General features: G+C 71.6%; 18 protein-coding genes and 3 pseudogenes. 6 read left to right on the top strand and 15 right to left on the bottom strand.

The genetic code is table 11. The features are described from left to right. Positions 1-319: 319 nt before the first annotated feature. Complete coding sequence (nsdA, locus tag ACWD1U_RS15425) at positions 320-1,813, bottom strand: transcriptional repressor NsdA (protein ID WP_451107749.1); 1,494 nt, start codon at positions 1,811-1,813, stop codon at positions 320-322. A gap of 444 nt (positions 1,814-2,257) precedes the next feature. Here nsdA and ACWD1U_RS15420 point away from each other — a divergent pair, with 444 nt between their 5' ends. After that, complete coding sequence (locus tag ACWD1U_RS15420; protein ID WP_451107748.1) at positions 2,258-2,932, top strand: bifunctional DNA primase/polymerase; 675 nt, start codon at positions 2,258-2,260, stop codon at positions 2,930-2,932. A gap of 103 nt (positions 2,933-3,035) precedes the next feature. Here the strand turns inward: ACWD1U_RS15420 and ftsY are convergent, their stop codons facing one another. Continuing rightward, entirely contained in the window at positions 3,036-4,235 is a 1,200-nt protein-coding gene (ftsY, locus tag ACWD1U_RS15415) for a signal recognition particle-docking protein FtsY (RefSeq protein ID WP_451107746.1), read from the bottom strand. 272 nt (positions 4,236-4,507) lie between these two features. Between ftsY and ACWD1U_RS15410 the strand changes: the two are divergent. Next, a pseudogene (locus ACWD1U_RS15410) lies at positions 4,508-5,327 on the top strand (LLM class flavin-dependent oxidoreductase). Here ACWD1U_RS15410 and ACWD1U_RS15405 read toward each other — a convergent pair. The 4 genes from ACWD1U_RS15405 to ACWD1U_RS15390 all read right to left on the bottom strand — a co-directional run bounded on the left by ACWD1U_RS15405 (position 5,287) and on the right by ACWD1U_RS15390 (position 11,589). Next, positions 5,287-6,705, bottom strand: a complete 1,419-nt coding sequence (locus ACWD1U_RS15405; RefSeq protein WP_451107745.1) for a sugar porter family MFS transporter — start codon at positions 6,703-6,705, stop codon at positions 5,287-5,289. The pseudogene ACWD1U_RS15410 and the gene ACWD1U_RS15405 overlap by 41 nt on opposite strands. Positions 6,706-6,928: 223 nt before the next feature. Then, entirely contained in the window at positions 6,929-10,510 is a 3,582-nt protein-coding gene (gene smc, locus ACWD1U_RS15400; protein WP_451107744.1) for a chromosome segregation protein SMC, read from the bottom strand. A gap of 211 nt (positions 10,511-10,721) precedes the next feature. Then, entirely contained in the window at positions 10,722-10,925 is a 204-nt protein-coding gene (locus ACWD1U_RS15395; protein WP_003993245.1) for a hypothetical protein, read from the bottom strand. A 382-nt stretch (positions 10,926-11,307) separates the two neighbouring features. Further along, the gene (locus tag ACWD1U_RS15390) at positions 11,308-11,589 is read right to left on the bottom strand and encodes an acylphosphatase (protein WP_451107741.1); all 282 of its coding nucleotides are present in this window, start codon (positions 11,587-11,589) and stop codon (positions 11,308-11,310) included. 161 nt (positions 11,590-11,750) lie between these two features. On the opposite strand from ACWD1U_RS15390, the gene ACWD1U_RS15385 reads away from it, so the two are divergent. Further along, positions 11,751-12,920, top strand: a complete 1,170-nt coding sequence (locus tag ACWD1U_RS15385; protein ID WP_451107739.1) for a CAP domain-containing protein — start codon at positions 11,751-11,753, stop codon at positions 12,918-12,920. 176 nt (positions 12,921-13,096) lie between these two features. After that, positions 13,097-13,501: a winged helix-turn-helix transcriptional regulator gene (locus tag ACWD1U_RS15380; protein ID WP_451107737.1), complete on the top strand. Its 405-nt coding sequence runs from the start codon at positions 13,097-13,099 to the stop codon at positions 13,499-13,501. Here the strand turns inward: ACWD1U_RS15380 and mutM are convergent. The 8 genes from mutM to ACWD1U_RS15340 all read right to left on the bottom strand — a co-directional run bounded on the left by mutM (position 13,474) and on the right by ACWD1U_RS15340 (position 21,868). Continuing rightward, entirely contained in the window at positions 13,474-14,334 is an 861-nt protein-coding gene (gene mutM, locus ACWD1U_RS15375) for a bifunctional DNA-formamidopyrimidine glycosylase/DNA-(apurinic or apyrimidinic site) lyase (RefSeq protein ID WP_451107735.1), read from the bottom strand. The two genes, ACWD1U_RS15380 and mutM, sit on opposite strands and share 28 nt — an antisense overlap. A gap of 110 nt (positions 14,335-14,444) precedes the next feature. Continuing rightward, positions 14,445-15,296, bottom strand: coding sequence for a ribonuclease III (gene rnc / locus ACWD1U_RS15370; RefSeq protein WP_451107733.1), 852 nt, complete (start codon positions 15,294-15,296; stop codon positions 14,445-14,447). A 7-nt stretch (positions 15,297-15,303) separates the two neighbouring features. Continuing rightward, positions 15,304-15,477, bottom strand: a complete 174-nt coding sequence (rpmF, locus tag ACWD1U_RS15365; protein WP_003951102.1) for a 50S ribosomal protein L32 — start codon at positions 15,475-15,477, stop codon at positions 15,304-15,306. A gap of 2 nt (positions 15,478-15,479) precedes the next feature. After that, a complete protein-coding gene (locus ACWD1U_RS15360; protein WP_451107731.1) occupies positions 15,480-16,124 on the bottom strand; it encodes a YceD family protein in 645 nt (214 codons plus the stop codon). A gap of 127 nt (positions 16,125-16,251) precedes the next feature. Beyond that, complete coding sequence (locus tag ACWD1U_RS15355; RefSeq protein ID WP_451107730.1) at positions 16,252-17,331, bottom strand: cell division initiation protein; 1,080 nt, start codon at positions 17,329-17,331, stop codon at positions 16,252-16,254. A 121-nt stretch (positions 17,332-17,452) separates the two neighbouring features. After that, positions 17,453-17,932, bottom strand: a complete 480-nt coding sequence (coaD, locus tag ACWD1U_RS15350) for a pantetheine-phosphate adenylyltransferase (protein WP_451107972.1) — start codon at positions 17,930-17,932, stop codon at positions 17,453-17,455. A gap of 26 nt (positions 17,933-17,958) precedes the next feature. Continuing rightward, positions 17,959-18,546 carry a 16S rRNA (guanine(966)-N(2))-methyltransferase RsmD gene (gene rsmD, locus ACWD1U_RS15345; RefSeq protein ID WP_451107728.1) on the bottom strand — a complete coding sequence of 196 codons (588 nt, stop codon included), beginning with the start codon at positions 18,544-18,546 and terminating at the stop codon, positions 17,959-17,961. 79 nt (positions 18,547-18,625) lie between these two features. Further along, positions 18,626-21,868, bottom strand: coding sequence for a helicase-related protein (locus ACWD1U_RS15340; RefSeq protein WP_451107727.1), 3,243 nt, complete (start codon positions 21,866-21,868; stop codon positions 18,626-18,628). Between the two features lie 245 nt (positions 21,869-22,113). On the opposite strand from ACWD1U_RS15340, the pseudogene ACWD1U_RS15335 reads away from it, so the two are divergent. Together ACWD1U_RS15335 and ACWD1U_RS15330 are read left to right on the top strand one after the other, a co-directional pair. Next, positions 22,114-22,494: pseudogene (locus ACWD1U_RS15335) on the top strand (hypothetical protein); the annotation flags it as partial. A 149-nt stretch (positions 22,495-22,643) separates the two neighbouring features. Beyond that, positions 22,644-23,263, top strand: a pseudogene (locus tag ACWD1U_RS15330) (tetratricopeptide repeat protein); the annotation flags it as partial. A gap of 145 nt (positions 23,264-23,408) precedes the next feature. Here the strand turns inward: ACWD1U_RS15330 and ACWD1U_RS15325 are convergent. Continuing rightward, on the bottom strand, positions 23,409-25,355 hold the full coding sequence (locus tag ACWD1U_RS15325; RefSeq protein WP_451107725.1) for a DAK2 domain-containing protein: 1,947 nt from the start codon (positions 25,353-25,355) through the stop codon (positions 23,409-23,411). Positions 25,356-25,486: the final 131 nt, after the last annotated feature.

Below are 25,486 nucleotides of genomic sequence, written 5' to 3'. Positions count from 1 at the left end.
GGTACGGCCCCGTGCGGGCGAAGCCTCGAGCGGAATGAGGGGTGGGCCGGTTATGCGCCACGAGATTGACGCAGCGCGGTTTCGGTCGAGGCCCCTCGTTGTTTCGCGGCCGTGACGAAGGCGTGTGCTGTGTTACGCGTAGATGAACTACCGGATCGCGGGCGCGCCGATCGTTATCGTGGCGCAACCTCGGGCCTCGCAGCCTGGGAGAACACGGGCCGGCCGCGGTCGGGCCTTCCGATGACCTGGCGTGGGGGGGAGCCGAGTCGGGCAGTTCGGGAGGGCCGGCCGCGGCCGGGGTTCACGGTCGTACGGCTGGTCAGACCGCCTCGGCGGTCTCGGGCAGTTCGGCGGCGAGCCGCTCGGTGAGGTCGACGACCTCACCGAGGTCGCCGAAGTCGCGTGCGGCCGTGTCGACCGTCTTGCGGATACGGGTGTTGACGCGCTCGGAGCGGACCTTCTTGGCGACCTGCATGGCCTCGGTGGCGAAGACCGTGCTCCGCTCGGGCTCGCGCTGCAGGAGGTGCACCGTGGCCATGCCGATCAGGTTCAGCGCGTACGACCGCTGGTGCTCGTCGTCCTCGGCGAAGAGCTTCACGGCCCGCTTCATCAGGGGCTCGGCCAGCGAGGCGTACGTCGGGCTGCGGCCGGCGACATAGGCCAGGTCCCGGTACGAGTGCGAGTTCTCGCCGTACAGCTCGGCCTCGGAGAAGAAGCGGATCCAGTCGGGGTCGGGCTCGTCCCATTCGTCGGCCTCGGCGAAGGTGTCCTCGGCCATCCGGACCGCCCGCTTGCACTTGCCGGGCTGGCCCATGTTGGCGTAGGCGCGGGCCTCCATCGCATACAGCATCGACTGGGTGCGCGGGCTGGCGCAGTCCCGGCTGCCGTACTGGGCGAGATGGATCAGCTCCAGCGCGTCGTCGGGCCGGCCGAGGTGGATCATCTGCCGGCTCATGCTGGACAGCACATAGGACCCGAGGGGCCGGTCGCCGGCCTCCTTGGCGGCGTGCAGCGCGAGGACGAAGTACTTCTGCGCTGTCGGCTGGAGCCCGATGTCGTACGACATCCAGCCGGCCAGCTCGGCGAGTTCGGCGGCGACCTTGAACAGCCGCCGGGTGGTGGCCTCGGGCTGGGGCTCCTGGAGCAGGTCGGTCACCTCGTGCAGCTGCCCGACGACCGCCTTGCGGCGCAGACCGCCGCCGCACTGGGCGTCCCACTGCCGGAACATCACGGTCGTGGTCTCCAGGAGGTCCAGCTCCGGCTTGGAGAGCCGGCCGCGGGCCCGCCCGGAACCGGCGGGGTCGGCTTCCGCCCGCGGAGCCGGGGGCGAGGGGACGAGCCAGCGCTGCATGGGCTCGATGAGGGCCGGGCCCGCAGACAGGGCCAGCGAGCTCCCGAGGAAGCCGCGCCGCGCCAGCATCAGGTCGCTGCGCGAGAACTCGCTGAGCAGGGCCACCGTCTGCGGGCCCGTCCACGGCAGGTCGACGCCGGTCGCGGAAGGTGACTGGCGCGCGGTGCGCAGCCCCAGGTCCTCGACGGAGACGACGAGGCCGAAGCGCTCCGAGAACAGCTCGGAGAGGATCCGGGGGATCGGCTCGCGCGGGTTCTCGCCGTCGAGCCAGCGGCGCACGCGCGAGGTGTCGGTGGAGATGTGGTTGGCGCCCAACTGGCGTGCCCGGCGGTTGACCTGGCGGGCGAGCTCGCCCTTGGACCAGCCGCTTCGCACGAACCAGGAGGCGAGCAGCTCGTTCGGGCGCTTGTCAGTGTGCGTCGCGCTCGCAGCGTTCGTCCCGCTTCCGCCGTTGCCGCTCACTGGAAACGCCCCCATCCCTGAGACCACTTGCCGCCGAATGCGCCAAGCCCTATCAGCATGCCGGTTCGTACGGCCGCCCGTCCGGCCCTTGCCACCCTCCGAACGGAAGGACGACTTGCCTCCGGCATACTCACGAGTGCATGCGCCCCCGGGACTCGTGCACACAAAGTAATCCTGCGATCACCCGTCCAGCCACGGCTCACACGGAAACGCCACCATTCGCCACCCCTTCGAATGAACTCACGTACGCCTCCCCGCGATTCACTTGACACAGCACACCAGGAGGAGGTGCAGCGTTGCGTTCGAGGGCGCGCGCCGCCAGGCGCACCACCCTGGGTACTCCCGGGCGCTGAGTGAAGCGACCACCGCGGGGAAGGTGGGAACAGAGAGTCACGCATCGCGTCCGCTGCGTAACCACCGGTGCGTCGGACCGTTGGAGGGGGCATGGGTTTCACGATCGGCATCAGCCGCGGCATGCGCGAGATCCGGACCGGCTCGCGCCGCCGCCGCACGTCGGACTGCACGGCCGTGGCCGAGTACACCGGGCTGTGGGGCTGGGACGTGGTGCCGGGCGCCCGGGCGTCGGCGGGCGCCTGCTCCTGCGGCCGCGGTGACTGTCCGGCACCGGGCGCGCATCCGCTGGACTTCGCGCCGGTGCTCCCCGCCGGTGCGACGCTGGACGACGTGACCGAGATCTGGGCCGAGTTCCCCGGCGCCTCGGTGATGCTGCCGGTCGGCCGGGCGTTCGACGTCATCGAGGTGGCCGAGGCCGCCGGCTGCCGCGCCCTGGCCCGGCTGGAGCGCATGGGCCTGCCCGTCGGCCCGGTCGCGGCGACCCCGGACGGCCGCGCCCACTTCTTCGTCGCCCCCGGTGCCGCCGCCGATCTGCCCGGCCTGCTCTACCGCATGGGCTGGGACGACCCGGCCGCCCTCGACCTGTGCGGCCTCGGCCCCGGCACGCACATCACGGCACCGCCCTCCGACCGCGGCGGCCTCGGCCCGGTGCGCTGGCTGCGCTCCCCCGCCCTGGACTCGGCGTCCCGCCCGCCGGAGGCCCGCCTGGTGCTCGGCACGCTGGCGTATGTGGCGCACCGGTCGCGGGCCCAGGGCCTGTCATAGCCACGTCCACAGCGAAGCGCCCGGCCCCGACTGCACCTCGGGGGCGGGCGCTTCTTCCGCACGTACGGACTTTCGCAGGGTCGTTCCTCGGCAGGTGCCGATCTCACTCCCCGATAAGGGCGTCAACGAACGCCTCCGGCTCGAACGGCGCCAGGTCGTCCGCGCCCTCGCCCAGCCCGACCAGCTTGACCGGTACGCCCAGTTCCCGCTGGACCGCGACCACGATGCCGCCCTTGGCCGTGCCGTCCAGTTTGGTGAGGACGATGCCGGTGATGTCGACGACCTCGGCGAAGACCCGGGCCTGGACCAGACCGTTCTGACCGGTGGTGGCATCGAGAACCAGCAGCACCTCGTCGACCGGGGCGTGTTTCTCCACGACCCGCTTGACCTTGCCGAGCTCGTCCATGAGGCCGGTCTTGGTGTGCAGGCGGCCGGCGGTGTCGATGAGCACGACGTTCGCGCCCATCTCCTTGCCCTCCTTGACCGCGTCGAAGGCGACGGAGGCGGGGTCGCCGCCCTCCGGTCCGCGCACGGTGTAGGCGCCGACGCGCTCGCCCCAGGTCTGGAGCTGGTCGGCCGCGGCGGCCCGGAAGGTGTCGGCGGCGCCGAGGACCACGCTCTGGCCGTCGGCGACCAGGACGCGGGCGAGCTTGCCGGTGGTGGTGGTCTTGCCGGTGCCGTTGACGCCGACGACCATCACGATGCCGGGCTTGCGGTCCTCCGGCTCGGTCTTGACCACGCGGTCCATGTCGCGGCCGACCAGGGTGACGAGTTCCTCGCGCAGCAGGGTGCGCAGCTCCTCGGGCGTGCGGGTGCCGAGCACCTTGACGCGCTCACGCAGCCGCTCGACCAGCTCCTGGGTGGGCTGCACGCCGACGTCGGCGGTGAGCAGCGTGTCCTCGATCTCCTCCCACGTGTCCTCGTCGAGGTGCTCGCGGGACAGCAGGGTCAGCAGACCCTTGCCGAGGGCGTTCTGTGAGCGAGAGAGCCGGGTCCGCAGCCGGACCAGGCGACCCGCGGTGGGCTCCGGGATCTCGATCTCGGGAGCTTCGGCGGGCGGCTCCTCGACGACGACCGGAGCCGAGCCGTCCGGAAGATCCACCTCCTCTATCGTGCGCCGCGGTTCCTCCCGCAGCGTCTCGGCCTCGTCGCCGACGTGCGGCTCGGCCGGTGGGGCGGTGATGTCGGGCGCCGCGGGCGGGGGCGGGGGCAGCTGCTTCTTGCGCCGGCTGCCGACGATGAGCCCGCCGAGCGCGCCGAGCACGACCACGGCGATGACTACAGCAAGGATGACGATGTCCATAACGCGTCCAGTATCAGTCATGGGGCCCCGGGTCACCCTGCTTGCACCGCCCCGAAGAGCCGAGGGCCGCCGGGATCACCACACCCCTGGATGCCTGATGTCCCGTCAGCCAACGCCCCCGGGACACCCACCCGGCGAAGGGAAGAGGTTCCACGCCCGTCACGGTCGTATTCAACCTCGTCGCTCCCGGGGCAGGTCCAGTCGCGCTCGGCGCCCGGTACCGGGCGGCCCTGGAGACGACCGCCTGACCCGACGACCGGGGCGTCACGACGGTGCAGACGGAGGAGCACCACGGCGCCGAGAGCAGTTGGCTCCCGTCGCCCCCTTCGCGGCCGTCCTCGGCGCGACCCGGCGTGTCGCGGTGACCGTCTCGGCGGTCACCGGCCCGCCGCACGACCCGCTGCGGCCGGCCGAGGGGATCGCGGTGCTGGGCCGGCTGAACGGTCGTCGGCTGGTGACGGTCACCGGGATCTGACACCGGCCCGAGGCGTACGACCAGTTCGGCGTGGGCTTCGCCCGGCGCGAGCGGCTCCAGGACGAGCTGCTGAAGACGCTGCTGGAGGCGTGGCCGAGTGAGCCCTTCTCCTACCAGGGCCGAACGGTCCGGATCACCCCGCGCCCGTTCACCGAGCCCCACCCCCTGCTCCTGGTCGGCGGCTCCTCCCGGGCCGCTGCCCGCCTCGGCCCGCCGTTCTTCCCGAGCGCCCACCTGCCGGAGCTGGCGGCGTACTACAAGGAGCGGCTCGCCGAGTACGGCACCGAGGGCCGGGTCATGATGCCCGCCGACGAGACGCCCTGCCACATGCGTCCGAGAACCCGGACCGGTCCTGGGCGCGGGATCACCGAGCGCCGGGACCAGCTCGGGTCACGGCTGCGGAACATCGAGGCGACGGCCCTGCGCGCCCTGGAAGACGGCGCCGGCGTCCTGATCCGGTGGGACAACGCACCGCCGCCCCGGCTCGGGCAGTGGCCGAACCGGGGCGGCGGCGGATTACGGGGAGAGGGGCAGCGGGGACTGTTTGGCCCTTCTCCCCGAGCGGGTGGGACGGGCTCAGCCCATCTCCTCCAGGGTCTTGCCCTTCGTCTCCTTGACGAACTTCAGGACGAACGGGATGGAGAGCGCGGCGAAGGCCGTGTAGATCACGTACGTCGCGGAGAGGTTCCAGTCGGCCAGCGACGGGAAGCTCGCGGTGATGGCCCAGTTGGCGATCCACTGCGCGGCGGCGGCCACGCCCAGCGCGGCGGCGCGGAGCCGGTTGGGGAACATCTCGCCGAGCATGACCCAGACGACCACACCCCAGGACAGGGCGAAGAAGAGGACGAAGAGATGCGCGGCGATCAGGGCGATCCAGCCCTGCGTGGCCGGCAGCTTGCCGTCGACGAGGTGGTACGAGAACGCCCAGGCCTCCAGAGCCAGGCCGACGACCATGCCGACCGAGCCGATGATCGCGAGCGGCCGGCGGCCGATGCGGTCGACGAAGATCATCGCGATGACGGTGCCGACGATGTTGATGATCGACGTGGTGAAGGAGTAGAGGAAGGAGTCCGTCGGGTCGACCCCGACCGACTGCCACAGCGTCGAGGAGTAGTAGAACGCGACGTTGATGCCGACGAACTGCTGGAAGACCGACAGGCCGATACCGATCCAGACGATCGGCTTGAAGAAGAAGCTGCCGCCGAGCAGGTCCTTGAAGCTCGACTTGTGCTCGCTCTTCATGGCGCCCTCGATCTCGGCGACGCGGGCGTCGAGGTCGACGTCCTTGCCCTCTACCTCGATGAGGATCTCCCGGGCGCGCTGGTGCTTGCCGACCGAGATGAGGAAGCGCGGGGACTCGGGGATCGCGAAGGAGAGCAGGCCGTACAGGACGGCCGGGACGACCATGACGCCGAGCATGACCTGCCAGGCCTCCAGGCCCATCAGCTTGCCGCGCTGGTCGCCGTCGGCGGCGTTCAGCAGACCCCAGTTGACCAGCTGCGACACGGCGATGCCGATGACGATCGCGGCCTGCTGGAAGGAGCCGAGCCGGCCGCGGTAGGCGGGCGGGGCGACCTCGGCGATGTAGGCCGGGCCGATCACGGAGGCCATACCGATGGCGAAACCGCCGACGACGCGCCAGAAGGCGAGGTCCCACAGCGCGAAGGGCAGCGCGGAGCCGACGGCGCTGATCGTGAAGAGGACCGCGGCGATCTGCATGCACCGGATGCGGCCGATGCGGTCGGCTATGCGGCCGGCGGTCGCGGCACCGATGGCGCAGCCGATGAGGGCGATGGCGATGACCTGGGCGAGGGCGGCGGAGCCGACGTCGTAGCGGTCGCGGATGGCCTCCACGGCGCCGTTGATCACGGAACTGTCGTAGCCGAAGAGGAACCCGCCCATCGCGGCCGCCGCCGCGATGAAGATGACGTGCCCGAGATGATCGGGCTGAGCCGTCCCGGCTCCTGACTTGGATGCCTGCGCTGTGCTGGTCACGTGTACTCCTCGGGCCACCGGCAACGCTGCCGGAGGGGGGTCAGCCCTTCAAGGTGCCACCTGAAGGTACCTGAAGGTAAAAGGAACGTTGCCGAGACTATGCCTTCAAGTTTCGAAGTCAAGAGCCCGACTCCTGTGAATCCAGGCAGGATGTGAGGGCGATGTGTTCAAGTATTGAAGTCACCGAGAGGGCGCAGGTGAGACCGGTGTAGAGCGCACTCACCTAGCGGAGGCGCTGGGAGATGACCTTCGACACACCGTCGCCCTGCATCGAGACGCCGTAGAGCGCGTCGGCGACCTCCATCGTGCGCTTCTGGTGGGTGATCACGATCAGCTGGGAGGCTTCCTGCAGCTCCTGCATGATCCGGATGAGCCGCTGGAGGTTGGTGTCGTCGAGGGCGGCCTCGACCTCGTCCATGACGTAGAACGGGCTGGGCCGCGCCTTGAAGATCGACACGAGCATCGCCACAGCGGTCAGCGACCGCTCCCCGCCCGAAAGCAGCGACAGCCGCTTGACCTTCTTGCCCGGCGGACGGGCCTCGACGTCCACGCCCGTGGTGAGCATGTTGTCGGGGTCGGTCAGCACCAGCCGCCCCTCACCACCGGGGAACAACCGGCTGAAGACGCCCTCGAACTCCCGGGCCGTGTCCCGGTAGGCCTCGGTGAAGACCTGCTCGACGCGCTCGTCGACCTCCTTCACCACCTGCAGGAGGTCCGCCCGTGTCTTCTTCAGGTCCTCGAGCTGCTCGCTGAGGAACTGGTGTCGTTCCTCCAGCGCCGCGAACTCCTCCAAGGCGAGCGGGTTCACCTTGCCGAGCTGCTGGTAGGCACGCTCGGCGGCCTTGAGGCGCTTCTCCTGTTCGGCCCGGACGAACGGCCTGGGCCGGTTGCGCGGGTGCTCCGGGTCCTCCGGCAGCTCCTCGCCCTCGGCGGGGGGCGAGGGCGGCACGAGCTGGTGCGGTCCGTACTCCGCCACCAGCCCCGCCGGTTCGACACCCAGCTCCTCCAGCGCCTTGGTCTCCAGCTGCTCGATCCGCAGCCGCTTCTCGGCGCCGAGTACCTCGCCTCGGTGGACCGAATCCGTCAACTTGTCGAGTTCGGCCTTGAGATCGCGCCCCTCGGTGCGGGCGCGGGCGAGTTCCTGTTCGCGGCGGGCTTTGGCGGCGTCGGCGGCGGTGCGCTCCGCGTCGGCGCGGGCGAGGGAGACCTCGACGTGTGCGAGCAGCTGCCGGGCGCCCGAGCCGACGGCCTCGGCGACGGCCGCCTCGTGCCGCAGCCGGGCCCGCCGCTGCTCGGCACGCGCGCGCGCCTCGCGTTCGGCCCGGGCGGCCCGGTCCAGCGAGTCGGCCCGTCCAGCCAGCCCTTTGACCCTCTCCTCGTGCGTACGGGCCTGGAGGCGGGCCTCCATCTCCGTCTGGCGGGCATTGGCTCCGTCGGCGGCGAGCCGGTCCCGTACGGCGGTGTCGGGTTCCTCCTCGATCGGCATCTCCTCGGCGACGGCGAGCCGCTCCGCGAGTTCCTCGACCTCGTCGAGCGCCTTGTCGAGGGCCTCCTGGGCCCGGGCCGCGGCGGCGGTGGACCGCTCGGCCTCCCCCGCCGCTCCCCGCGCCTGCCCGGCCAGCCGGCCGAGCTGCTGGGCGACGGCGGACTTCTCCCGGTCGGCGGCCCGGCGCCGCTCCCCCAGCTCCTCGACCAGCGCGGCGCACTCCTCGCGCCGTGCCACGGCCGAGGCCTGGGCCTCGGTGAGCTCCTCGCAGCGGACGGCCAGCACCTCCAGCTCGGCGGCGGCCTCGTCGACGGAGGCCTGTACTTCCAGGAGGCTCGGCACGCCCGCGGAGCCGCCGTGGGCGAAATGGGCGCCGAGGAGGTCGCCCTCGGCCGTCACCGCCGTGAGATCGGGGTGGGCGTAGACGAGGTCCTCGGCGTCTTCGAGGGTGCTGACGACGACGATTCCTCGCAGGAGGCGGCGTACGGCCGGCATGAGGTCGTCAGGGCCGCGGACCAGGTCTGCGGCGAAGGTGTGACCTGTGTCGACGGGCCCGAGGGGGCTGGTCGCGCGGTTGCCCGCGCTCCGGAGGTCGTCGGGAGCTCCGGCGAGGAGCAGGGTTGCGCGGCCTCCGTCCCCTTTGCGCAGCAGGCGGATGGCGCCGGCGGCCGCCGAAGGGCTGGTGACGGCCAACGCGTCGGCGGCGACACCGAACGCGGCGGCCAGGGAGACCTCGTGCCCCGGGGTCACCGTCAGGAGTTCCGCCGCCGGGCCGAGGAGGCCGGAGAGGCGGTCCTTCGCAGTGAGCAGTATCCCGGTGCCGTCCTTGCGGCGCAGGCCCAGCGCCAGGGCCTCGTGGCGGGCCTGCGTGGCGGCGCGCTTGCGTTCCGCCGCCGTGGTCGCCTCGCGTGCAGCCGTGAGGTCGGCCTCGGCCTCGGTGAGCTGCTGCTTCGCGGCCTCGTGCCGTTCGGCGAGCTCGGCGTCGCCGGCGTCGATGCCGTCGACCTCGGCCTTGAGGGTCTCGTACTCCTCCCGGGCGGCGTCGGCACGTTCCTGCGCCTCGTCGCGGGCGGCGGCCAGGCGTTCGATCTCGGCCTGGGCGGAGGCGGCGCGGGAACGGGCCGCGTTCACCTGGCCGCTGAGCCGGGCCAGTCCCTCGCGGCGGTCGGCGATGGCGCGGGCGGCGTCCTTGAGGCGGCGTTCCTCCTGGGCCAGTTCGCGCTCCAGCTGGGCGCGGTGGGCGACCGTGTCCTCCAGCGCGCGCTCGGCGGCCTCCAGGGCCGCCTCCAGCTCGGCCTCCTGCTCGCGGATGCGGGCGGCCTCGCGCTCCATGTCCTCGGGGTCGCGACCGCGCCGCTCCTCGGGGGGCGCGGAGGTGGCGCTCTTCACGCGGGCGTCGGCCAGCGAGATCGTGCCCCGTACGCGTTCGGCGAGCTGGGAGAGCTCGTACCAGGTCTGCTGGGCACGCTGGAGCCGCGGAGTGAGCTGCCGTACCTCGTCCTCCAGGAGGGCCTCGCGCTGGAGCGCCTTGCGCAGTTCCTGCTCGGCGGACTCCTTGCGCTCCTTCAGCGCTGCCTCGTCGGCGACCTCGGCCTTGAGGGCTTCCCGGAGCCGGACGAGGTCGTCGGCGAGGAGGCGCAGACGGGCGTCGCGCAGGTCGGCCTGGATGACGGCGGCCCTGCGGGCGACGGCGGCCTGGCGGCCGAGGGGCTTGAGCTGCCGCCTGAGTTCGTCGGTGAGGTCCTGCACGCGCGCGAGGTTGGCCTGCATCGCGTCCAGCTTCCGCAGCGCCTTCTCCTTGCGCCTGCGGTGCTTGAGGACGCCGGCGGCCTCCTCGATGAAGGCGCGCCGGCCCATGGGGTCGGCGTGCAGCACGGAGTCCAGCTGGCCCTGCCCGACGATGACATGCATCTCGCGGCCGATGCCTGAATCGGAGAGGAGCTCCTGGATGTCCAGCAGGCGGCAGGTGTCGCCGTTGATCTGGTACTCGCTGCCGCCGTTGCGGAACATGATCCGCGTGATGGTGACCTCGGCGTACTCGATGGGCAGGGCCCCGTCGGAGTTGTCGATGGTCAGGGACACCTCGGCGCGGCCCAGGGGCGGGCGGCCGGTGGTGCCGGCGAAGATGACGTCCTCCATCTTGCCGCCGCGCAGCGACTTGGCGCCCTGCTCGCCCATCACCCAGCTGAGCGCGTCGACGACGTTGGACTTGCCCGAGCCGTTCGGTCCGACGACGCACGTGATCCCCGGTTCGAACCGGAGGGTGGTAGCCGAGGCGAACGACTTGAACCCGCGAAGGGTCAGGGCCTTGAGGTGCACGCCGCCGGACTCTACCGCCCGGGTCCGTCTCACTCCATGAACCCACGGTTTCGCCACTGATCGCGCAGGGCACACCAGACGTTAAAGACGGTGAAAGGATGCGCGGGGGAAAGAAAGAAGGGACGCCGATGGCGTCCCTTGCACTTCTGACAACTTGGCGGTTGTGACGGGCGGCCCGACCACTGCTTGCCGTTGTGGAGCGGTGCAGTGATCAGGTGAGCGCAGGCTCCGCCTGGTGTGCGTCAACGCTCTCCATGATCCTGTCGTGAGAAGCGGCAGCCGTCAGCGCCTCGTTCTCCGCCTGGATCCGTACGAGCTCGGATTCCAGGTCCTGGACGCGCTGCTGGAGCCGTCGCATCTCGGCGAGGAGTCGAGGGTCGGAGCCGCCGACGTAACCGAGAAGCGCCTTTGCCATGATGGATGGTCCTCCACAATGAGTGACCGACCGATGCGGTGTGGGTCGTGAGGGATTCGCACCCGCGGTCTGGGCAGGGCCTGGAGTTGTGCTGCCGTTCAGCCATGCCAAACAGCTAAGGTGCGCGGGGTGCTTTCAGCGTCTCACCAAAAAGTTTGACGGTCAACACGATCACGCCCCGTATTGGCGGGTGGCCCGGGCGCACACGGCCTTCAACGGCGGCGCGGCGGCTTCAGCGGGGCCCTCAGGGCGTGGCGATCATCCTTGCGCCTGGAGTCTGCCAAGGCAAGTGATTCTTGGCAACCACCAGCAAGTTTCCGTCCCGGGCGGCCGCCCGGGGCATGCCCGCGGGCGACCACCGGGGCCGCCCGACGGTGCGGGGTCAGCGGATGGCGAAGCCGTCGTAGCCGCCGCGAGGTGTGTCCCAGATCTCGGTGACGCCGTCCACGCGGCCGGGCGTGTCGTCCCCCTGGAGCCACTGCAGCAGCCCCTCACATCCCTCGCGCGCGCCCTCGGCGACCACTTGGACCCGCCCGTCGCCCAAATTGAGAGCAAAGCCACTCAGGCCGCCGATCTCCAGCGCCTTGGCCCGAGTGAACCAGCGGAAACCCACACCTTGGACGCGTCCACGCACCCAGGCGACCAGTCGCACTTCCTCGCTCATGACTGCAACCTAACCGTCGGGACTCCCTCCGGGCACTTCCTCCACTTGCGCCATGCGGTACCGTCCCCCCTCAACGAATCTCATATGAAACTCACACGATCGAGTGAGTTTGGTGTTGATCTCGAGGACGAGTCGACCGCCAGGACGAGGAAGGCCAGGACATGGGACGCCACCGACGCTCCGCCGCCGGCCGCGCCGCCGAGAGCCGCGCCACGGGGTTCACCCAAGCCGACGGCTTCGTGGAGGGCCACGACCCGCGACACTCCACCGTGGATGACGCCCCGACCATGGGCATCGCGCCCTATCTGAACCCGGAGGCGTACGCCGGCACCTACGCCGAGAGCGAGGCGTACCTGTTCGGAGCGGATGCGTCCGCAGCGGGGGACCGCTTCGAGGAGACGGCCGTCTTCGCGAGCGACGGCTTCACGGGCGACGGCTCCCTCGACGGCTACACGCCCGACGGCGGCGCCCGCCGCGTGGGCGCGCACCGCCGCCGGAAGAAGACCGCGCGGCCGATGCGCACCGGGCTGCTCGGCGTGTCCGCCGCGGTGGCGCTCGGCACGGTCGCGGTCGCCACGGGCGCGGTGCCCGGCCTCGAGAACTACCAGCTGGGCGGCAACAGCGGCGCCGACAAGGTGCAGGCCGGGGACACTCCGACGAACACGCCGATCGAGCAGGGCGGCACCTCCGGCAGCGCCGACGGCCGGGACGGTGCGCCCACCAGCCGGGACGCCGAACGCTCCGCCTCGCCGTCACCGTCCGCCTCGAAGTCGTCGGCCGCGCCGACGAAGACACCGGAGAAGGCGGACAAGACACCGGAGAAGACGCCGGAGAAGAAGAAGCCGGCGGCCACCCCCAGCGAGACCACCCCCAGCGAGAAGCCGGACAGCACGCCCTCCCGTACGGCCACGAAGGCGCCGAGGAAGCCCAGCGCCTCCGCCGCCCTCTCCGGCGAGTCCGCCGCCGCGGCCCAGGTGCTCGCGCTCGTGAACGAGGAGCGGGCCAAGGTGGGCTGCAGCCCGGTCGCCGCGAACAGCGCCCTGACCGCCCTCGCCCAGAACTACAGCGAGGACATGGCGGCGCGGGGCTTCTTCGACCACACCGACCCGGACGGCCGGACGCCGTGGGACCGGGCCGAGAAGGCCGGGATATCCAACCTCGGTGGCGAGAACATAGCCCGCGGCCAGGCCGACGCCGCGGCCGTGATGGACGCCTGGATGAACAGCCCCGGCCACCGCGCGAACATACTGAACTGCGACTTCAAGACGCTGGGCGTCGGTGTCGAGTTCGGTTCCGGCGGCCCCTGGTGGACGCAGAACTTCGGCTACTAGGCCCCAGTCGCCACACCCGGGCGGCGGCGCCGGTGAAGACACCGACAGACGGTGCCGGTTCGTGCTCGGATCCGGTGTTGCTGCCCCAGCCCCGCACAGGCCGAGGCCGAACACAGGCGCTAACTTGCAGTAAGTGCAACCTGTCGGTTAGCGCTGCGCTGGCGTAGGCTTGCCGTATGACCACCACCCAGGAGCTCACGGAGGAGCTGGACGACCTCCCGTACAACGTGTTCGCCAAGGCCTGCCCCTCGCGCGGCACGCTGGAGCACGTCACGGGCCGCTGGGGCGGACTCACCCTCGGCGCCCTGTACGAGGGCTCGCTGCGCTTCAACGAGCTGCGCCGCCGCGTCGACGGCGTCAGCGAGAAGATGCTGTCCCAGACGCTGCACGCCCTGGAGCGCGACGGCCTGGTACACCGCGAGGCACAGCTGACCAACCCGCCCCGCGTCGATTACGAACTGACCCCGCTGGGGCGGGGGGTCGCCGAGCGGCTGCTGAACCTCATCCACTTCGTGGAGGAGCAGATGGACGACGTGCTCGCGGCACGCGAGCGTTACGACGCGACCCGCGGCGCCCGCTGACACTTCGGGCAGAAGTAGCTCGACCGGTTCATCCAGGGCCGTCGCCGCATCGGCGTGCCGCAGCGCCGGCACGGCAGGCCCTCCCGGCCGTACGCGTCGAGCGACCGGTCGAAGTAGCCCGACTCGCCGTTGACGTTGACGTACAGGCTGTCGAAGCTGGTGCCGCCCACGGCCAGGGCGGCGTTCATCACGTCCCGGACATGGCCGAGGAGCAGCAGCGTGCGCGGGCGGGTGAAGGTCGCGGTAGGGCGCTCGTAGTGAAGGCGGGAGCGCCACAGAGCCTCGTCCGCGTAGATGTTGCCGACGCCGCTGATCAGCGACTGGTCGAGCAGGGCGCGTTTGATCGTGGACCGCTTGCGGCGCAGCGCCCGGTGGAAGGCCTCGTCGTCGAAGAGCGGGTCGAGCGGGTCACGGGCGATGTGCGCGATGACGTCGGGCAGGCCGTCGGGGGTGTTGTCGTGCAACGACAGGCCACCGAAGGTGCGCTGGTCGACGAAGCGGAGTTCGGTGTCCAGGGCGTCGGTGAAGCGGACGCGGATGCGCAGGTGCTTCTCGTCCGGGGCCGTGCGCGGCTGGACCAGCAGCTGACCGCTCATGCCGAGGTGGGCCAGGATCGACTGGTCCGTGTCCTCCAGGGGCAGCCACAGGTACTTGCCGCGGCGGCTCGGGACGCCGATGCGGTGGCCCTTCAGGCGGTGCGCGAAGTCGTCGGCGCCCGCGAGGTGGCGGCGCACCGCGCGCGGGTGCAGCACCTCGGCCTCGGCGACGGTCCGGTGGGCGACCCACCGCTGAAGTCCGCGCCGTACGACCTCGACCTCGGGCAACTCGGGCATGGGGGTCCCCCGTCACAAACCTGCGGATGACCGGAGCGCCCGCCCCCGGGCAGGGGCGGGCGCTCGGGTGCGCTGTGCTGTGCCGGCCGCCGGTGACGGCGACCGGACCGTCAGCCGTCGACGCTGCTGCCGTCGACGGCCGCGTGGGCGGCATGAGCCGCGGCCGTCTGCGTCGCCTCGGCGTCCTTGGCCGCCTTGGCGCGCTCGTCCGCCGCGGCCCGGATGGACCGCCACGCGGACTCGGCGGCCTGCTGCTCCGCCTCCTTCTTGCTGCGGCCGGTGCCGGTGCCGTACGAGACGCCTCCGACGCGGGCGGCAGCAGTGAAGGTCTTCTCGTGGTCGGGGCCGGTCTCCGTGACCAGGTACTCGGGAACGCCGAGTCCTTCGGTCGCGGTGAGCTCCTGGAGACTGGTCTTCCAGTCCAGGCCGGCTCCGAGGTTCGAGGACTTTTCGATCAGGGGGTCGAACAGGCGGTGCACCAGCTCCGCCGCCGAGTCCAGGCCCTGGTCGAGATAGACCGCGCCGATCACCGCTTCCAGGGTGTCGGCGAGGATGGACGCCTTGTCCCGCCCGCCCGTGCCCTCTTCACCGCGGCCGAGCCGGATGAAGGAGCCCAGGTCGAGCCCGCGGCCCACCTCGGCGAGCGCACGCGAGTTCACCACCGCTGCCCGGAGCTTGGCCAGCTGGCCCTCGGGCAGATCGGGGTGGGTGCGGTACAGCGTGTCCGTGACCACGAGGCCGAGGACGGAGTCCCCGAGGAACTCCAGGCGCTCGTTGGTCGGCAGACCGCCGTTCTCGTATGCGTACGACCGGTGGGTCAGCGCTCGCACCAGAAGGGCGGACTCGACCTTGTAGCCGAGCCGCCCTTCCAGAAGCGTGTGGGACGAGGCCTGGTTGTCCGCCGGAGCACTCCCGCTCACACGGGAGGACTTGTTCTTAGGCGTGGACACAGTGCCTCTCACCAGCCGCTCAGACCTCGAGGACCTGGCGCTTGTTGTAAGTGCCGCACGACGGGCACGCGATGTGCTGCTGCTTGGGCTCGTGGCAGCGCTCGCACGCAACCAGGGTGGGGACCGCAGCCTTCCACTGCGACCGGCGGTGGCGCGTGTTGCTGCGCGACATCTTCCGCTTCGGAACAGCCACGGCTACTTCTCCTGCTTCTCGTCGACGCCCGCTTCGGCGCCGCTCATCTCGTCCTTCTCGCCGTCCTGCATGGTGCCGGCGAGTCCCTGCAATGCCGCCCAACGGATGTCGACGGCGTCGTGGTGGTGGTCCGGGTCGTCCGCCAGCCGTGCGCCGCAATCGGCACACAGACCAGGGCAGTCTTCCTGGCACACCGGCTGCATCGGCAGTGCGAGCACCACCGCATCACGCAGCACGGGCTCGAGGTCGAACAAGCCGTCCTCGAGGAAGAGCCTGTCCTCGTCGTCCTCGGCGTCGTCGCCCGGTTCCGCGATCACGCGGCCCCGGTCGTCGGCGTCAGGGTACGAGAACATCTCCTGGAATTCCGCTTCGAGCTCGAGCTCCAGCGGCTCCAGACACCTTACGCACTCCCCCTCGGCCCCGGCACGGGCGGTGCCTGTGACGAGCACCCCTTCCATGACCGACTCCAGACGGAGTTCGAGCTCCACCGGGGCGCCTTCCGGCACTCCGATGACTCCCTTGATACCGAAGTCCTTGGGAGCGTCGACCGTGCGGGACAGGCGCTGCAGCGCACCAGGCCGCCGGCCCAGCTCGTGTGTGTCGAACACGAGGGGGTTGCGGTGGTCGAGGCGGGCGTTCAGGGCCATTCCTGCTTTCGGTCTGCTGAGCTCGGGGGGCGCCGCCCTTCGGTGTTCCGGGCAGCGTTGATCGCGGACGTACGCGCGACCGAAGAGCAAGGATACTGGACCTTTCGCTGTCGGCCCAATCCGGCCCTCAGCCGTTGCCGCGGCCCTGCTCGTAGGCCCGCAGCTGCTCGGCGCTGATCATGCCGGTGTCGAAGAGGCTGGTCTCGTCGAGGGCGTACGCCTGCTGGGCCTGCTGCGCCTGCTGCTGGGCCTGGTGCGTCTGCTGCGTCTGCTGCTGGGCCTGGTTCGGGTCGTAGGCGGCCTGCTGGGGGTCGTAGCCCTGGTAGGCGTACGGATCGGCCTGCGGGTAGCCGTAGGGGTCCTGCTGGGCGGCGTAGGCCTGCTGCGGGTAGCCGCCGTAGGGGTCGGGGTGCGCCTGGTAGCCGTACGCCGGCTGCGGCTGTGCGTAGTCCGGCTGCTCGGCGGGCCGCGCAGCCGGGGGCTTCTGCTCCGCGAGGGCGGCCAGGTCGGCGAGGTAGTCCTCGTCGCTGGAGTGCTGGACGGTGCCCGTGTCGTCGGCGAGAGCGCCGAGGTCGTCGGTGGCGATCCGGCCGTGCAGCTTCTGCCGGCCGCGGCCGACGGCCTCCAGGGTCTTGGCGAGGACCGCCTCGAAAGCGCCGAGCTTGACGTCGACGTACTCGTCAGCGGTACGGCGCTGGGTGTCCGGGTCGTGGCTGCGCTCGGGGGCGTCCTCGTCCTCGTAGCCCTGCTCGTCGGTGCCGGGTCCGGTACCGAGGAGCTTCTCCCGGCCGCGGCCGACGGAGCCGAGGGTCTTGGTGAGGACGACCTCGAAGTTGGCGAGCTTGGAGTCGACGTACTCGTCGGCCTCGGCGCGGATCTCCTCGGCCTCCTGGCGGGCCTCGGCGAGGATCCGGTCGGCCTCGGCCTGGGAGCGGCGGGCCACCTCGGTTCCGGAGATCAGCGATCCGCGCTCGGCGTGCGCGCTCTCGATGATCCGCTGGGCCTCCTGGCGGGCCTGCTCGACCATCTGCTCACGGCCGCCGATCAGCTCCTCGGCCTGGGCGAGGGAGTCGGGCAGCGCCGCGCGCACCTCCTCCAGCATCGCGAGCAGTTCGGCGCGGTTGACCACGCACGAGGCCGACATGGGCATGGACCGGGCGCCGGAGACCGCGGAGACGATCTCGTCGAGCTTCTTCTGCACGTCCACCGTGTGCTCGCCACTCTCTACAGATGCGTTGGAGACGGACGGGACGACTGTACGGCCACGCGGTCCCCGGGGAACACCGGGTGACGGGGGGTCAGGCCCCCGCGGTGCGCCCGGGGCGCGCTCAGTCCTTCCGCAGGCGCTCCGTGAGAGCCTCGAGGACCTCCGCGGGCACCAGGTGGGAGACGTCTCCGCCCCAGGTCGCGACCTCCTTGACCAGGGAGGACGACAGGAAGCTGTAGGTGGGGTTGGTGGGGATGAAGAGGGTCTCCACACCCGAGAGGCCGTTGTTCATCTGGGCCATCTGCAGCTCGTAGTCGAAGTCGCTCACCGCGCGCAGGCCCTTGACGATGGCGGGGATCTCGCGCTGCTTGCAGAAGTCGACGAGCAGGCCGTGGAAGGCCTCCACGCGGACGTTGCCGTACTCGGCGGTGACCCGGCGGATCAGGTCGATCCGCTCCTCGATCTCGAACAGGCCTCTCTTGGCCTGGTTGATCATCACCGCGACGTAGACCTCGTCGTACAGCCTGGAGGCGCGGGAGATGATGTCGAGGTGTCCGTTGGTGATCGGGTCGAACGACCCGGGACAGACGGCGCGGCGCACTTGTGATCCCTCGCTCTCCGGTCCGGTCATCGTGCGTCTTCGCACGTAGAGGCGGCGCGACCGTACCAAAACGTTCCCTCGCCGTAGCGTCGGGCCCGCAGGGCTTCGAAGCCCTCGGGCCACCGGAATTCACCGCCTCTGGTGCTGCGCTCCACGGTGACGAGGGCTTCTTCGGTGAGCCAGCCTTCCGTGCGGAGTGTGAGGAGGATCTCCCGAAGATCGTCGTCCGAGACTGCGTACGGGGGGTCGAGGAAGACGAGGTCGTACGGGTCACCGGGGGGTGGCGTGCGGATGATCTGTTCCGCTTTGCCTGACCTGACCTCGGCACCGGGGAGTCCGAGGGACCTCACGTTGTCGCGGACCGTGCGCGTCGCTCGCGCGTCGGCCTCGACCAGGAGGGCGTGGCCCGCGCCCCGGGACAGGGCCTCCAGGCCCACGGCCCCTGATCCCGCGTAGAGGTCCAGGACGCGTTCGCCGTCCAAGGGGCCGCCGAGGAGGGATTGCCAGGTGGAGAAGAGGCCTTCGCGTGCACGGTCGGAGGTGGGGCGGGTGCCGGTGCCGGGGGGTACGGCGAGTCGACGTCCGCCGGCTGTGCCGGCGATCACGCGGGTCATCTGTGGTCCTTGGTCGTGGACGGCTTCAGGTATCAGTGTGGCTGGTCGCGCGGTTCCCCGCGCCCCTGAGGGGTATCACTCAGCCCTTTTCCAGGTACTGCTCCCGCTCCTCGTCCAAGAGGGCGTCCAGTGCCGTACGCAGGGCCGGGAGGCGGGTCAGCTCCGGGTCGTTCGCGACCACGGCCGTCGCCTCCTGCCTGGCCTCCGCGATGATCTCCTCGTCCTCGATGACCGCGAGCATCCTGAGGCTGGTGCGGGCGCCCGACTGGGCCTGGCCGAGGACGTCGCCCTCGCGGCGTTGTTCGAGATCGATGCGGGAGAGTTCGAACCCGTCGAGGGTGGAGGCGACCGCGTCGAGGCGCTGACGGGCCGGGCTCGCCTCGGGCATCTCGGTGACCAGGAGGCAGAGGCCAGGGGCCGAACCCCGGCCCACGCGGCCGCGCAGCTGGTGGAGCTGGGAGACGCCGAAGCGGTCGGCGTCCATGATCACCATGGCGGTGGCGTTGGGGACGTTGACGCCGACCTCGATGACCGTGGTGGCGACCAGGACGTGGGTCTCGCCGGCGGCGAAGCGGCGCATGACCGCGTCCTTGTCGTCGGGGTGCATCCTGCCGTGCAGGACCTCGACCCGGAGGCCCCGCAGCGGGCCTTTGACCAGTTGGTCGGCCACATCGAGGACCGCGAGCGGCGGGCGCTTCTCCGCGGCGTCCTCGGGGGACTCCGCGGGCTTCTTCTTCCCGGCCTTCTTCGGGTCGTCCTCCTCGTCGCCGATGCGGGGGCAGACCACGTACGCCTGATGGCCGTTCTCCACCTCCTCGCGGACCCGCTCCCACGCGCGGGCCAGGAAGTGGGGCTTGTCCGCGGCCGGGACGACATGGCTCGCGATCGGGGAGCGGCCGGCCGGGAGCTGGTCGAGGACGGAGGTCTCCAGGTCACCGAAGACCGTCATCGCGACCGTGCGCGGGATGGGCGTGGCCGTCATGACCAGCAGGTGCGGAGGCTGTTTGCCCTTGCCGCGCAGGGCGTCGCGCTGCTCGACGCCGAAGCGGTGCTGCTCGTCGACCACGACCAGGCCCAGGTCGTGGAACTGCACCTTGTCCTCGATCAGCGCGTGCGTGCCGATGACGATGCCGGCCTCGCCGGTGGTGAGGTCCAGCAGGGCATGACGGCGTGCTGCGGCGCCCATGGACCCGGTGAGCAGCACGACCTTGGTGGCCTGCTCGGCCCCGCCCAGCATGCCGCCCTCGGCCAGCTCGCCCATCATCTCGACGATCGACCGGTGGTGTTGCTGGGCGAGCACTTCGGTGGGCGCGAGCATGGCGGCCTGACCACCGGCGTCGACCACGGCGAGCATGGCGCGCAGGGCGACCATGGTGTTGTGGGTGACGGTGAAGTTGTCGGTGACGTAGGCATGGCTGGGGTGGGCGACGCTGATGCACTGGACCGGCTTGCGTCCCACGTACTCGACCGCCCGGATGCCGCGTCGGAACGTGTCGTGCTTCGGCCCCGGACGCACGCGTTCTGCTTTGCGGGTGAGCCGGAACGGGGCGTATGCGTCCGGCAGGGACACCTGCACGTCGTACGCGGCTCTCCTCGGCAACACGCGCGCCCGGCCCCCCAGAGAACGTACGAGCCATGCGACGTCCTCCGCGAGCCGGCGCGAAGCCGAGCAGAGGGAGATGCTCATGCCATCGGCCTGGACGGTGCCGGCCACGTCCAGGAGCCCCTGCAGCACGGCGAGACGGTCCTTGATCGAAGCGATCTTGAAGTCCTGAGGGACGAACGTGTCGTGGGACGTCGTCCCCCAGAGGCCCGACTCGCGCAGGGCCTGGATCACCGGGTTGCGCACGCCTCCGGCACGCTGCTTGAGCTGGATCGTGCAGTCACCGTGTGATCCCTTCACCGGTACCGGCCGGCAATCTGGCGCCACTGCCGCCGCCACCGCCTCACGGATCTCGTCGTCGAGGATGGAAAGACGGAGATCGTGCTGGAACGAACCGTCCCCCAGCAGCAGCCCGATGAGGTACGGGTCGAGGGGCAGCCCGGCGTCGCCGCCGAGATCGACCGGCTTCGCGGGCGGGATGTACCACTTCGAGGACCCGTCGGCCTTGAGCGTGTCGAAACGGATCTCCCGGGTCGTCATGACCTCGCGAGCCTGGCCACGGTGCCGACCGGAGCTCGTGCCGACGATCCACAGATGCTCGTCGTCGCACTCGACGGAACTTCCGTCGGAAAGGACCAGCCGCCAGACATCGCGCTCTCCTTGCGGAAAGACACCGTCGACCAGCGCGATCTCCCCGTCCGGTACGACCACTTCGTCCCCCGGTCGCACGTCACCCATGCGGCGGAAACCGGTGGGTGTGAGCACCAGCGAATCGAGCGGCTGCGCCTTTCCCGAACCGACCTCGCCCTGCAGCAGCCGGTGCATCGGATGGTCGGTCGCCAGGTCGTCGAAGATCTCCCGGGAGACCCACTGCTGGCCGTCGGTGAGGGTGAACGGGAGGCGGGCGTCGAAGGCGGCGAGGAGGCCGTCGGGGGTCGGCTTGCGAGGGACGGCGGGGAGCTGGGCGTCCGCGTGCCGGCGGCGGGCGAGGGCGACCTGGAGGACGAAGGCCTCGTCCCACTTGAGGCGGGAGCGGGCGTCCTCGATGTCGGCCTTGGTGTGCGGACGGTGGATCTTCAGGAGGGCCTCGGGGAGGGGGACCAGACTGCGGCCTCGGCGCAGCGACTCCGGCAGCGGGTCGACGGCCTCCTGGGCGGTGGGCAGGACCGTCTGGACAGCCTTGCCGATCTTCCAGGACTCCAGCTTCGCGGTGGCGGGGTAGATCGGGATCAGGGCGCCCGCCCATGTCTCGACGGACTCCTCGGGGTCGCCGCGCAGCAACTCGTAGGCCGGGTGGGCGAGTTGCAGGCGGCGGTTGAAGACGGAGACTTTGCCCGCGAACATCGCGCGCGTGCCCGGCAGGAGCTCCTTGTGGGGCTTGTGAACGCCCGCGCCGAAGAAGACCAGTTGGAGCCGGCCGCTGCCGTCCGTGATCGTGACCTCCAGGCGCTGGCCCTTGCCGCGCGGGGCCTTGGCGGAGGCGAAGGTGTGCAGCCTGGCGTCGGCCACCTGGGCGACCACCGTGACGTGCTCGTCCATGGGGAGGTCGGCGAGGTGGGTGAGCTGGCCGCGCTCTTCGTATCTGCGCGGGTAGTGGTGGAGCAGGTCGCCGACGGTGAGCAGGCCGAGGTGCTCGGCCATCACCTTCGCGGTGGCGGGGCCGAGCACCGACTTCAGCGGTTGTCGCAGGGGTTCTTCCAGTGCGGGCACGAGATCCATTGCACACCACGCCACTGACAATGGCCTCCAGGCCGGGGCCGATGCCGTCGTAAAGGTCACGAAACCCCTGGTCAGGCGGCTGGTTCGGGCCATGGGATGACGCGCTCCCGGCCCTCCTACGCGGTCACCGCCTCACCCCCGGGGCCGCCCGACCCCGCGCCGTCGCGAGTCCCCACCGGCCCCGTGAAGATGGACTCCCAGAGCTCACCGGCATCCCAGGCGTCCCGTCGTCCCCGTCGCCTCAGGACGCCGAGGCGCAGGCCGACGACCTGTGGGCCCAGATCCTCGCCTCCCTGCGCTGCAGCGCTCCCCACGCGTGCCTGGTCCTCAACCACCTCAACCCGCTCGTCCGGCGGATCAGCTCGCTGCACGACACCGAACTGATCGGCACCGCCACGGAGTCGCTGTACGGGCAGGCGCTGCTGAGGGCGCGGCGGCCGCTCAGGCCCGCCGACTCGGCGCTGCTCAGCCACGCGTTCATCGGCCTCCTGGAGTGGGCCACGCACAGTGAGGACGGCCGGGCACGAGCGAGACCACCGACTTCGAAGCCCTGCGCCGGGCGATCGCGGACAACTCCGAGCAGCCGGAGGGACCGGCACGCAACGCGCGCGCGGAGGAGCTGCTGACGGCGGCCGAGAAGCTGAACATCCAGCTCGCCGTGATCGAGGCGCACGGGCGCGTGCGGCGTGCGTACGTGCCCTGGAGGGCGACGTGGCCGAGGCGGTCGCGGCCGTGGCCGTACGAGGAGATCCTCACGCTGTACGCCGCCGGCGGCACGGGGATACTGCAGACGGCCGCGGTGCTGTTCGCGCGGGGCACGGCGGCGTTCGTCGCGGCGGGGCTGCCGTGGTTCGCGGTGGAGTACGAGGCCCGGCTGGCTGCCCTGGCCCACCACCTCGGCGACACGGCGGAGGCCGAGCGGGCGCTGCGGGCGGCCCTGGAGCACGGCGGACCGCAACCGGAGCCGCCCGGACGGGCCCAGCTGCACCTCCAGCTCGCCGAGGTGGTCGGCGGCCGGGTGATGCCGAGGAGGCCGCCGAGCACGCTCTGGAGGCGCGCACTGGGCCGACGAGGCGGGCGAGGGGGCGACGCTGGGCGCCTGGGCGCGGCAGCAGTTCGGCGGGTTCCTGCTGCGGCAGGGCGGTGGGCCGAGGCCGCGAAGGTGCTGGAGTCCGCGCTGCCCGATCTGACCGCCGAGACGCACGGCGACAGGGCGATCGTGCAGACGCAGTGGTGGCTCGGCGACTGCCTGAGCGAGCTCGGCGAGCACCGCGCGGCGGCCGAACTGCGCCTGCGGGCCGCCGAGATCGCCCGCACCTCGCCGGAGCAGCACGACCGACCCTCGCCCACCTGGCCGGGGAGTCCCTCGGGCCGGCGGGGCTGCCCGCCGGGGCGGTGGCACGCGCGCGTGCGGTTCTCTCCGCGTACGACGGAGACCACGGCGGGAGCGGACACGACGGCGGGGCGGTGGCGGCCCGACGGGCGGAGGCGGAGTATCTGCCGCGGCTCGTGACGGAGCAGCCGGACCGCGTCCCCGGCCCTACTCCACGCCGATGAGGAGCAGGGCCCCCTGCCGTCCGCCCCGGTACACGACCGTGTCGACGGCGAGGTACCCCTCGCGGACCCGGCCCTCCAGGTGCTCGGCGACGGTGTCCGGGACGTCGTCGCCGAGCACCAGGGTGACCATCTCTCCCCCGGCCGCGAGCATCCGGTCCAGGACGCTCTCGGCCGTCGCGGTGACGTCCGAGCCGATCACGGCCACGTCGCCGTCGATCAGGCCGAGGACGTCACCGGCCTGGCAGATGCCGGCCATCGTCCAGGACCGGCGTTCGGCGACGGTGACCTCGGCGTAGCGGGTGGCCCCGGCCGCCGAGGTCATCGACACGACGTCCTCGTCGAAGCGGCGCTCCGGCTCGTGCACCGCGAGTGCCGCGATGCCCTGGACCGCCGAACGGGTCGGGATGAGAGCCACGCGGACGCCCTCCGTACGGACCTGTTCGGCCGCCGCCGCGGCGGTGTGGCGCAGCTCGGCGTCGTTGGGCAGCAGCACGACCTCGCGCGCGTGGGCCCTGCGTACGGCCTGGACGAGCTCTCCGCTCGCGGGCGGCTCGCCGGGACGGGCGAGCACGGTCGTCGCACCGGCCTCGGTGTACAGCCCGGCCAGCCCCTCGCCGGGCACGACGGCAACGACGGCACGCTGCGCGCGTTCCCGCGGCGGCCGCTCGGCGCCGGTGGCGTGCACATCACCGGCACCGAAGTGCGTGATCCGGATCCGGTACGGCCGCCCGGCCTCGATGCCGGCCTCGACGGCGGCGCCCGCGTCGTCGACGTGGACGTGCACGTTCCACAGCCCGTCGCCGCCGACCACGACGAGCGAGTCCCCGAGGGCGTCGAGCCGCTCCCGCAGCCGCGCCACGGCCGTGTCCTCCGCCTCCAGGAGGTAGATCACCTCGAAGGCGGGACCGTCGTGGCCGGGCTGGGCGGTGCTGTCGGCGCACTCGGCCGGCTCGCCGGCGGCCGGGCCGGGGCCAGGGGCGGATTCCACACGCGCGTGCGACGCATCGGCCGGGCCGGTACGGAGCTCCGGCGCCGGGCTGTCCCCCTGGGCGGGCGCCAGGCGTGCGCAAGGGCCGTCGGCCGGGGCGGTGCGCGCGCCCGGCGCCGAACCACCGGCTTTTCCGGGCGTCACCCGCACGCGCGCCCCGGACTGTTCCCGTGGCGCCACGTGCCCGGAGGCCCCGGCCCCCGGCACACTCGACGCGGGCGCCGCACCGCCCGCGCCCGTCGCGGCGCTCACCACCACCCCCCGCGGCCTCTCCCCCGTGAACGTCTCCACCAGCGCCCCGAGCACCGCCACCAGCCCCCGGCCACCGGCGTCGACCACCCCGGCGCGCTCCAGGACGGGCAGCCGGCCCGGGGTCTCGGCGAGGGCCGTGCGCGCTCCCGCGTAGGCCGCCCGGGCCACCGTCCCGCAGTCGCCCTCGGCGGTTTCGGCGGCGTCGGCGGCGGCCGAGGCGACCGTGAGGACGGTGCCCTCGACCGGGTGGGCCACGGCCTGGCGGGCGGAGTCGGCCGCGCGCCGCAGGGCGAGCCGCAGCCCCCGGCCGTCGGCATGAGGTGGGTCGTCGTCGGCCAGCACCTGGGCCATGCCGCGCAGCAGCTGGGCGAGGATCGTCCCGGAGTTCCCGCGGGCACCGATGAGCGCCCCGTGCGCCATCGCCCGGACGGCCTCGGCGAGGGTCGGCCCTCCCGGGCCGGTACCGGCGGCACCCGCCGGGCCCGCGGCGTGCCCCGCGAACACCGCCTCCACCGCGCCGACCGCCGACTCCACGGTCAGATACAGATTCGTCCCGGTGTCGCCGTCCGCCACCGGATAGACGTTGATCGCGTCGATCTCCTCACGCGCCCGCCCCAGAGTCTCGAGCGCGAGACCGCACCAGGTGCGCACCGCGAGAGCATCGAAGAACGTCTGCGGCACCTGCGCCACCGCGCCTCCCTGAGCTGCTGGACGTGGCTGGCAGCGTAGACCCCGGGGCGGTGCCCACCGGAAGAGGGCCGGGGGCGGGCCCCTGAGCTGCCGTGCTAGTTTCGTTGTACGGGTGCAGCCGTTGTATGCTG

This window comes from Streptomyces sp. NPDC002788, from assembly GCF_053592115.1.
The sequence above is the reverse complement of the archived record's forward strand: the minus strand, read 5'-3'. Positions and strand labels throughout refer to the sequence as shown.